Source organism: Mesorhizobium sp. M4A.F.Ca.ET.050.02.1.1 (genome assembly GCF_003997725.1).
Lineage (GTDB): Bacteria > Pseudomonadota > Alphaproteobacteria > Rhizobiales > Rhizobiaceae > Mesorhizobium.
This window is the reverse complement of record NZ_RZSG01000127.1, coordinates 1954-11356: the sequence shown is the minus strand read 5'-3', so window position 1 is coordinate 11356 and position 9403 is coordinate 1954. Positions and strand designations below refer to the sequence as shown.

Below are 9403 nucleotides of genomic sequence, written 5' to 3'. Positions count from 1 at the left end.
GATCTCGACCCGGAAGCCTATGCCGGGCAGGCCATCGGCTGGGTCGAGGCCGGCGCCCATATCGTCGGCGGCTGCTGCGAGGTCGGCCCCGCCCATATCGCTGCCCTACGCGGCCGGCTCGAGCAGGCCGGTCACAAAATCTCGGGAGTTCCGTAATGCCCAGACCCTCATCGCGCATTGCCGGCATCGTGCCCTCGGGCAAGGACGGATGGGAGGTGCATTTCTCGGCCTGGACCCGCAAGCAGGCCGGCGAGGACATCATCATGCTTTCGGTCGGCGACCACGACTTCGACACGCCTTCGGAAACCATTGAGGCCTGCGTGACTGCGGTTCGGGCCAGCAACCACCACTACACGCCCCTTCCCGGCCAGCCGCGCCTGCGCAAGGCGATGGCGGCGGCCTCGACCGCCTGCGCCGGCGTCGTGACGGAGCCCGACCAGGTCATCGCCACGCCGGGCGGACAGGCGGCGCTCTATGCCGCCGTGCAGGCCGTGCTCGACCCCGGCGATCACGCCATCGTCGTCGCGCCCTATTACGCCACCTATCCCAATACCTTCAGCGCCGCCGGCGCCGACTTCACCGTTGTCGAGACGCCGGCCGAGGACGGCTTCCAGCCACGCGCCGAGATGATCCGCGCCGCACTGCGGCCCAACACGCGCGCTATTCTGATCAACACGCCGAACAACCCGACCGGCGCGGTCTATTCGCGCGAGCGGCTGGAGGACCTGGCCAAAGTCTGCCGGGAGCATGATCTCTGGCTGCTGTCGGACGAAGTCTACTGGACGCTGGGTGGCGGCGAGCACATCTCGCCGCGTTCCCTGCCCGGCATGGCGGAGCGCACGTTGGTCATCAATTCCATGTCGAAGAGCCACGGCATGACCGGCTGGCGCATGGGCTGGCTGACCGGCCCCAGGGAAATGATCGCGCTGCTCATCAACCTCAACCTGGTGACGACCTACGGCCTGCCGGCCTTCATCTCGATCGCCTGCGCCGAAGCGCTCGAAAACGGCTACGGCGTCAAGGCGATTGCCGAGCGTTACGCCGCGCGGCGCACGCTGTTCCTCGAAGCGATCCGCGGCATGAACGACGTCACCGTGCGCGGCTCCGAGGGCGGCATGTATGTCATGCTCGACATTTCGGCGATCGAGCCTGACGACGAGAAGTTCGCCTGGGCGCTGCTCGACAAGGAACGGGTCGGCGTCATGCCGGGTTCGAGCTTCGGCGAGGCCGCCGCCGGCCACATCCGCGTCAGCCTGTGCCAGCCCGAGCCCATCCTCAAGGAGGCAGCGCTTCGCCTGCGCCGCTTCGCTTCCGCCTACCGCCGCGAGGCCGCATGAGCAAAAGCATTCCCGGCAAAGCCATTCCCAACAAGGCAAGGGCCGTCATCATCGGCGGCGGCGTCTCCGGCTGCTCGGTCGCCTATCACCTGGCCAAGCTGGGGTGGACCGACATCGTGCTGCTCGAACGCAAGCAGCTCACCTGCGGCACGACCTGGCATGCAGCGGGTCTGATCGGCCAGTTGCGCGCCTCGCAGAACATGACGCGGTTGGCGAAATATTCGGCCGACCTCTACGTCAAGCTCGAGGCCGAGACCGATGTCGGCACCGGCATGCGCCAGGTCGGCTCGATCACCGTCGCACTGACCGAGGAGCGCAAGCACGAAATCTACCGGCAGGCGTCTCTCGCCCGGGCGTTCAATGTCGACGTGCGCGAGATTTCGCCCCGCGAAGTCAAGGAGACGTACCCGCATCTCAATGTGTCCGACGTGGTCGGCGCCGTGCACCTGCCGCTCGACGGCCAATGCGATCCGGCCAACATCGCCATGGCGCTAGCCAAGGGCGCGCGCCAGCGCGGCGCTGCCATCGTCGAGAACGTCAAGGTCACCAAGGTCCACACCAAGGACGGCCGCGTCTCCGGCGTGTCCTGGGCACAGGGCGAGGAGCAAGGCACGATCGAGACCGACATCGTCATCAACTGCGCAGGCATGTGGGCACGCGAGCTCGGCCGACAGAACGGCGTCACCATCCCGCTGCACGCCTGCGAGCATTTCTATCTCGTCACTGAGCCGATCCCAGGGCTGACCCGCCTGCCGGTGCTGCGCGTGCCGGACGAGTGCGCCTACTACAAGGAGGACGCAGGCAAGATGATGCTCGGCGCTTTCGAGCCCGTTGCAAAGCCGTGGGGCATGGACGGCATTCGCGAGGATTTCTGCTTCGACCAGCTGCCCGAGGACATGGACCATTTCGAGCCCATCCTCGAAATGGGCGTCAACCGCATGCCGATGCTCGGCACCGCCGGCATCCATACCTTCTTCAACGGCCCGGAAAGTTTCACGCCGGACGACCGCTACTATCTCGGCGAGGCGCCGGAGCTTTCCGGCTACTGGATGGCGACCGGCTACAATTCGATCGGCATCGTGTCTTCCGGCGGCGCCGGCATGGCGCTGGCGCAATGGATCAATGACGGCGAAGCTCCCTTCGATCTCTGGGAGGTCGATATCCGGCGCGCCCAGCCCTTCCAGAAGAACCGCCGCTATCTCAAGGAGCGCGTCTCCGAAACGCTCGGCCTGCTCTATGCCGACCATTTCCCCTATCGCCAGATGGCGACGTCACGGGGCGTGCGCCGCTCGCCCTTGCACGAGCATCTGAAGGCGCGCGGCGCTGTGTTCGGAGAAGTGGCGGGCTGGGAGCGCGCCAACTGGTTCGCCCGCGACGGCCAGGAGCGCGAGTACCGCTATTCGTGGAAACGGCAGAACTGGTTCGACAACCAGCGCGAGGAACATCTCGCGGTCCGCGACGGCGTCGGGCTTTTCGACATGACCTCCTTCGGCAAGATCCGTGTCGAAGGCCGCGACGCCTGCGCCTTGCTGCAAAGGCTCTGCGCCAACGACATGGACGTCGCTCCGGGCAAGATCGTCTACACGCAGATGCTCAACGCCAAGGGCGGCATCGAGAGCGACCTGACGGTGACGCGGCTTTCGGAAACGGCCTATTTCCTCGTCGTGCCCGGCGCCACTCTGCAGCGTGACCTTGCCTGGCTGAGGCGGCATGTCGCCGACGAGTTCGTCGTCATCACCGATGTGACCGCGGCCGAGGCCGTGCTCTGCCTGATGGGTCCAGAGTCGCGAAAGCTGATCCAGAAGTTGAGCCCCAACGATTTTTCCAATGAGGGGAACCCCTTCGGCACCTTCCACGAGATCGAGATCGGCATGGGGCTCGCCCGCGCCCACCGCGTCACCTATGTCGGCGAGCTCGGCTGGGAGCTCTATGTCTCGACCGAGCAGGCGGCGCACGTGTTCGAGGCAATCTCTGACGCCGGCGCGGAGGTCGGCCTGAAGCTTTGCGGTCTGCACACCCTGGATTCCTGCCGCATCGAAAAAGCCTTCCGCCATTTCGGCCACGACATCACCGACGAGGACAACGTGCTGGAGGCTGGCCTCGGCTTCGCGGTGAAGACGAGCAAAGCCGACTTCATCGGCCGCGATGCGGTGCTCAGGAAGAAGGAGGCTGGCCTCGACCGTCGACTGGTGCAGTTCCGTCTCAAGGACCCGCGACCCCTGCTCTTCCACAACGAGGCGATCTTGCGCGACGGCAAGATCGTCGGTCCGATCACCTCCGGCAATTACGGCCACCATCTCGGCGGCGCGATCGGGCTTGGCTATGTGCCGTGCCAGGGCGAGAGCGAGGCGGATGTGCTTGCCTCATCCTACGAGGTCGAGATCGCCGGCGAGCGTTTTGTGGCGGAGGCGTCGCTGAAGCCGATGTATGATCCGAAGGCGGAACGGGTCAGGATGTAGCACGCCTTTCCCTTCTCCCCGTTCTACGGGGAGAAGGACGCTAATCGTCAAAACCTTTCCAGCTTCGCCCTCACCTTTGCCAGGAACGCCGCCCGGCTCCTCGGCGTCGAGGAATCCATCAGATAGTGCGCCAGGAAGAATGTCCTGCAGCGCGTGGCGCAGAGCGCGCGCATGCCGCGCAGGATGGTCTTGCGGCCCGGCTGGCCGACGACGACGCTCCACCAGGTCGGCGCGCCGCAGGTGGTGATCACGCCGACCTTCGTGACGTGTCGCATCAGCGACTTGATCCGCCCCTTGCCATTGGGCAGCTGGAACGCAACATCCGTCGCCCACACACGGTCGAGCCAGCCCTTCAACATCGCCGGCAACCCATACCACCAGGTCGGATAGACGAAGAGGATCGCCTCCGCCCACATGAGATGATCGAAATGCGGCTTCAGCGCCGGGTCCTGCGGCGCGCGCTCGTTGTAGAAACGCCGCTCCTCGCAACTCATCACCGGATTGAAGTTCTCGGCATAGAGATCGAGCAGCCGCACCTCCCAACCGCGTCGCGTGAGCACCTCGACGGCGCTGTCGCGGATCGAAGCGCAAAAGCTCTCCGGCACCGGATGGCAATAGACCACCAGCACGCGCATCAGAATTGATCCATGCTCGCCGCGACTTTCGCCGTGAAGGCAGCCCGCGACGCGTCGGTCGAGAGGTTCATCGAGTAATGCGCGAGGTAGGAGACGGGAGCGCCGGGCTTGATGGTGGCCCGCAGCATGCGCTTGACCACCTTGCGCGGTGGATCGCCCATCAGCATGGCTCGAAAACGGCTGCCGCCATAGGTGGTGACGGCCGCCAGCTTGCGGATGTTGTGCAGCGTTGGCCGCACCTTGCCGTCGACCAGCTTGAACGAGACGCCAGGCAGGAAGACACGGTCGAAAAAGCCTTTCAGGATCGCCGGATAACCGTAGTTCCAGACCGGAAAGGAGAGCACCAGTGCTTCCGCTTTTTGCAGCCTTTCGACATAGCCGGCCACGGCATCGCCCGGTCCGCGCTGGTCGTGGTAGCCGAGCCGCTCGGCCCGTGTGAGCCTGGGGTCGAAATCCTCGGCATAAAGGTCGCAATCGTCGATCGTGTGTCCTGCCGCGCCCAGCCGCTCGACGATCGTCCGGTGCAGGCCGGCATTGAAGCTGGTCTCCACCGGATGAGCGTAGAGGACGAGGATGTTCACGGGAGGAATTTCCCTAGGTCAGCGCCAGGCACCCCCCTCTGCCCTGCCGGCCATCTCCCCCTCAAGGGGGGAGATTGGCAGCTTTTCCGCCACGCCTGTCCTTGCAACGTTGGAGATTGGCGAAAGCGGCGGAGCGAATAATCTCCCCCCTTGAGGGGGAGATGGCCGGCAAGCCAGAGGGGGGTGCAGCGCCAAACGCCCGTCATCGTCTCACCCCGCCTTTTGCAGCCCCTTGAACAGGAACGACTTGCTCGAGCGGTAATCATAGTCCGGATTTTCCCAGGCGATCATCTTGCCGGGGTTGAGCAGGCCTTGCGGGTCGGTCTCGCGCTTGAAGGCGAGTTGGACATCGTCAGTCCGCTTCATGCCGCCCTCCTCCAGCGTGTAGCGGTGCGGATTGAAGATCCAGCAGCCATTGTCCTCATGGATGCGGATGATCTCGTCCAGCCGCTCTTCCGTGGTGTAGCGCACCAGTGGCAGTCCGGCGGCGCCGATCGCGCCGTCGAAGCGGATGAATTCGAGATGCGCCGGCACCTCGTCGCCGAAGCGGTCGACCATCGCCTTGACGTGGGCGAGATGATCCGGCGATGGATAGCGGGCCTGCAGATAGGTGATCGTCGGATCGACCCGGATGGCGCGCAGCGTCGTGTGGTTCCATGTCAGCTCGTAGGCCGGCGGCAGCCCCTTGAGATCGGCCTCCTGGTCGGCCCGGAAGACGATCTCGCCCTTGCCGCTCTTCACGAAGGCGACAAAGGCATCGATCGCATGCGGCGCGATCATGCACACCACGATGCTCTGCTCGCGTCGGAAGAATTTCTGGTGCCGCTTGAAATAGTCGTAGGGGATCGGCGCGGCGATCGGCGTGATCAGCTTCGCCAATATGCCGTCCTGGATGGCGAGGTCGTTGCCGAAGCCGGCCGCGTCCATGAAATCGTCAAAGCCGACGATGACGTCGATCCAGTCATAGGAGGCCGTCAGCGGCATCTCGACCTCGGTGATGATGCCGTTGGTGCCGTAGGCGTGCATGACCTTGAGCACCTCCTCGCCGGTCAGTTCCATGACGCGCGGTTCGGCCTCCATCGTCACGGTCCTGAGCCGGATGACGTTGCCGAGGTCGCGCAAGCCGCCCCAGCGGATTGATCCGACGCCGCCCGAACCGCCGGCGACAAAGCCGCCGATCGACGCCGTATTGTAGGTCGACGGCGACATGCGCAGCTCTTGGGCCGAATGGGCGCGCGTTGCTTTGTCGATCTCGGCCAGCACCGCACCCGGTCCAGTCACGACACGGCCCGGCGCGATCGCCTGGACGGCGTTCATCTCGGCGAGGTTGAGCACCACGCCGCCCGACAGCGGCATCGCCTGCCCGTAATTGCCGGTGCCGCTGCCGCGCGGCGTCACCGGAACGCCATGCCGATGGCAGGCTGCGAGCAGGCGGATCACCTCATCCTCGGTCTTCGGCGTGACGATCAGGTCGCCGGTGACATGATCGAGCTGCTGCTTCAGCACCGGGCTGTACCAGTAGAAATCGCGGCTCTTCTGCTGGACGATCGCCGGATGGTCGTCGATCTTCAATCCATCGAGGTCGCGCTTCAGCGCCGCAATATCCATCGTCACACCATCAGTTCGTCAAGTTCGGCATAGTCGGGCAGCCGGCGCTCGATCGTCCTGCCGTCGCGCACCACGATGCGATCCGATTCGGGCCGCGACAGCAATTCGGTCCAGCTCCGCCCCTTGAAGATGATGAAATCCGCGCTGTCGCCGGCAGCGAGCGTGCCGAAACCGTCGAGCCGCATCACCTTCGCCGGCGTCGCTGCCACTGCTTGCGGCCAGTCGCCAACCGGATGGTCGAAATGCAGGATGCGCGTCGCCATGCGGTAGACTTCGAGCATATCGAGATCGCCATAGGCGTAGAAGGGATCGCGCGTGTTATCGGAGGCGACCGCTACCGGGATGCCCCGCGCCCTCATCTCGTGCAGCAGTGTCACACCGCGCCAGCGTGGCGTGGTGTTATCGCCGCGCCTATCCTGCAGATAGAGGTTGCACATAGGCAGCGACACCACGGCCAGTCCGGCCTTCGCCACCTTGTCCAGCGTATCGAGCACTGCGAGGTCGGGCTGGCGCGCCAGTGAGCAGCAATGGCCGACGAGGATGTTGCCCTCAAAACCGTTCCACAGCGAAGCTTCGGCGATCTTCTTCAGCGACATGGCGGCGACGTCGTCGGTTTCGTCGGCATGGAAATCGAGGTCGAGCCCGTGCCTGATCGCCTGCCCGAACACCCGGTCGAGGAGCTCTTCCAGATCGGGCACCATATAGGTGACGACGCCGAGCACACCCTTGGCTGCGGCGACGCGCTTGGCCAGCCGTTCGAACCAGGCCTTGTCGCGCACGCCTTCGATGCCGAGCAGGCAGGCGGCCTGCAGTTCGATACGCCCGCGCCATTTCTCCCGCATCGTCTCGAACACTGGCCAGGAAATCTCTTCCTGCGGCGCGACGCTGTCGAGATGCGTGCGTAGGGCCCTGGTGCCATGCGCGTAAGCGCTGCGCAGCGAGAAATCCATGCGCCGGGCGACGTCCTCGGCGCTCCAGCGCGCGGCGCGGTCGGTGCCCGTGGCATTGAGAGCGCCCATGAAAGTCCCGTCGGGATTGGGTTTGCGCGGCCAGATATGGCCCTTGTCGATATGGGTGTGGCAGTCGACGAAGCACGGCAGCACAATGCGGCCGCCAAGGTCTATGGCATCCGCCGGCGCTTTCGATTTGCCGCGTGCCGCAATGCTGGAAATCCTGCCATCGGTCACAGCGATGTCGGCGATCGCGAAGCCGTCGCTGTCGAAGATTGCGGCGAGGCCCGGCGTCAGTGATTGGTGAACGCGGACATTGGCGAGATGGTAAGAACCAGAGGCCGGTATCAAGGCTTACCCCCCCTCTGCCCTGCCGGGCATCTCCCCCTCAAGGGGGGAGATTGGCAACTTCGCCGACAGCGCTCGTCCTGCAATGTCGGTGATTGGCGAAACCCGAAATGAAGGCTGATCTCCCCCCTTGAGGGGGAGATGTCCGGCAGGACAGAGGGGGGTGCTTGGCGCCAACATCACAATCACGTCGCCCACCCTATCGCTCCTGCTTCAGCGCGCTCTCGTGCCAGCGGCGCAGGATCAGATGCGACACCAGCGACAGCACCAGGAAGATCAGGATGCCGGTCAGCGAGATCAGGAACAGCGCCGCGAACAGGCGCGGCGCGTTGAGCCGGTAGCCGGCCTCGATGATGCGCGAGGCGAGCCCCGACGACTGCCCCTGCGCCCCGGCGACAAATTCGGCAACCACCGCGCCGATCAGCGACAGGCCACCGGCGATCTTCAGACCGCCGAGGAAATAGGGCATCGCCGCCGGCAGGCGCAGATAACGCAATTGCTGCCAGCGGGTCGCGCCGTTGAGCTTGAACAGGTCGCGCAGGTTGCGGTCGACGGAGTTCAGCCCAAGCGTGGTATTGGAGAGGATCGGGAAGAAGGCGACGATCCAGGCGCACAGCAGCAGTTTGGTCGTCTGGTTGTTGATGTAGATGTTGATCAGCGGGAAGATGGCGACGATCGGCGTCACCTGCAAAACGATGGCGAACGGGAAGAACGACATCTCCACCCATTTCGACTGCGCGAACAGCACCGCCAGCCCGACGCCGCCGATAACGGCGAGAAGCAGGCTGAGGAAGGTGATCCTCAGCGTCACCAGGAGCGAGGAGAACAGCAGCCCGGCATCGTCACGCAGCGTCTGCAGCACCACGCCCGGGCGCGGCAGGATGTATTGCGGGATCTCGTTCCAGACGCAGATGCGGTCCCACAGCCAGATCGCCAGCACCATGATCGCCAGCGGCAGCACCCATCTGCCGATCCGTTCCAGGCGCGCCTGGCGGACGCGGCGCGCCTCTTCGGGATCGAGCTTTAGGGCTGTGTCTTCAATGGCCGTCATGGTGCGGTCCAGCGGTTGAGTTGATGGCGCTGACCAGCACGTCGGACGCCTGGCGGCAGAGCGCGGCATAGTCGGGCGAGGTGCGGAACGCCTCGTCGCGCGGATAGGGCGCGTCGACTGCAAGCTCTCCGTAAACGCGGCCCGGCCGCGCCGCCATCACCACCACGCGGCTGGACAGAAACACGCTCTCGAAGACGCTGTGGGTGACGAAGACGACGGTGAAACGCTCGTCCTGCCACAGTTCCAGAAGGTCGTTGTTGAGCTTGAAGCGGGTGATCTCGTCGAGCGCCGCGAACGGTTCGTCCATCAAAAGGATGCGCGGTTTGGTCACCATGGCCCGCGCGATCGAGACACGCATCTTCATGCCGCCGGAGAGCTCGCGCGGCACGGCATTTTCGAAGCCGTTGAGATGCACGCGCGCCAGCATTGCCATC

9 protein-coding genes are annotated in these 9403 nt (G+C 64.8%); 3 read left to right on the top strand and 6 right to left on the bottom strand.

Annotated features, from left to right (window positions below; translation table 11 throughout):
* From EOA33_RS11630 to EOA33_RS11620, 3 genes are all read left to right on the top strand, one after another.
* Window positions 1–156, top strand: a 156-nt coding sequence (locus EOA33_RS11630) for a homocysteine S-methyltransferase family protein (RefSeq protein WP_145989117.1), incomplete at its 5' end; no start/stop codon positions are given.
* Entirely contained in the window at window positions 156–1337 is a 1182-nt protein-coding gene (locus EOA33_RS11625) for a pyridoxal phosphate-dependent aminotransferase (protein WP_126054066.1), read from the top strand. The genes EOA33_RS11630 and EOA33_RS11625, both read left to right, overlap by 1 nt.
* Window positions 1334–3796 (top strand): FAD-dependent oxidoreductase, encoded by a 2463-nt coding sequence (locus EOA33_RS11620; protein ID WP_189347610.1) that lies wholly within the window; start codon window positions 1334–1336, stop codon window positions 3794–3796. Before EOA33_RS11625 ends, EOA33_RS11620 begins: the two co-directional genes overlap by 4 nt.
* Before the next feature lie 47 nt (window positions 3797–3843).
* On the opposite strand, the gene EOA33_RS11615 is transcribed toward EOA33_RS11620, so the two are convergent.
* The 6 genes from EOA33_RS11615 to EOA33_RS40425 form a co-directional block, all read right to left on the bottom strand.
* Window positions 3844–4431, bottom strand: coding sequence for an NAD(P)H-dependent oxidoreductase (locus EOA33_RS11615; protein WP_126054065.1), 588 nt, complete (start codon window positions 4429–4431; stop codon window positions 3844–3846).
* A complete protein-coding gene (locus EOA33_RS11610) occupies window positions 4431–5012 on the bottom strand; it encodes an NAD(P)H-dependent oxidoreductase (RefSeq protein ID WP_126054064.1) in 582 nt (193 codons plus the stop codon). Before EOA33_RS11610 ends, EOA33_RS11615 begins: the two co-directional genes overlap by 1 nt.
* A gap of 210 nt (window positions 5013–5222) precedes the next feature.
* Window positions 5223–6620 (bottom strand): FAD-binding oxidoreductase, encoded by a 1398-nt coding sequence (locus tag EOA33_RS11600; protein WP_126059047.1) that lies wholly within the window; start codon window positions 6618–6620, stop codon window positions 5223–5225.
* A gap of 2 nt (window positions 6621–6622) precedes the next feature.
* Entirely contained in the window at window positions 6623–7921 is a 1299-nt protein-coding gene (locus EOA33_RS11595) for a cytosine deaminase (protein ID WP_126054063.1), read from the bottom strand.
* Window positions 7922–8117: 196 nt separating this feature from the next.
* The gene (locus tag EOA33_RS11590; protein ID WP_126054062.1) at window positions 8118–8969 is read right to left on the bottom strand and encodes an ABC transporter permease; all 852 of its coding nucleotides are present in this window, start codon (window positions 8967–8969) and stop codon (window positions 8118–8120) included.
* A partial coding sequence (locus EOA33_RS40425) for an ATP-binding cassette domain-containing protein (protein WP_245482307.1) occupies window positions 8956–9403 on the bottom strand: 448 nt, incomplete at its 5' end. The genes EOA33_RS11590 and EOA33_RS40425, both read right to left, overlap by 14 nt.

What these genes read in the sequence shown, in the direction of transcription:
- EOA33_RS11620 (WP_189347610.1), top strand. Translation starts at nt 1,334, where the DNA reads ATGAGCAAAAGCATTCCCGGCAAAGCCATTCCCAACAAGGCAAGGGCC.
- EOA33_RS11615 (WP_126054065.1), bottom strand. Translation starts at nt 4,431, where the DNA reads ATGCGCGTGCTGGTGGTCTATTGCCATCCGGTGCCGGAGAGCTTTTGC.
- EOA33_RS11600 (WP_126059047.1), bottom strand. Translation starts at nt 6,620, where the DNA reads ATGGATATTGCGGCGCTGAAGCGCGACCTCGATGGATTGAAGATCGAC.
- EOA33_RS11625 (WP_126054066.1), top strand. Translation starts at nt 156, where the DNA reads ATGCCCAGACCCTCATCGCGCATTGCCGGCATCGTGCCCTCGGGCAAG.
- EOA33_RS11590 (WP_126054062.1), bottom strand. Translation starts at nt 8,969, where the DNA reads ATGACGGCCATTGAAGACACAGCCCTAAAGCTCGATCCCGAAGAGGCG.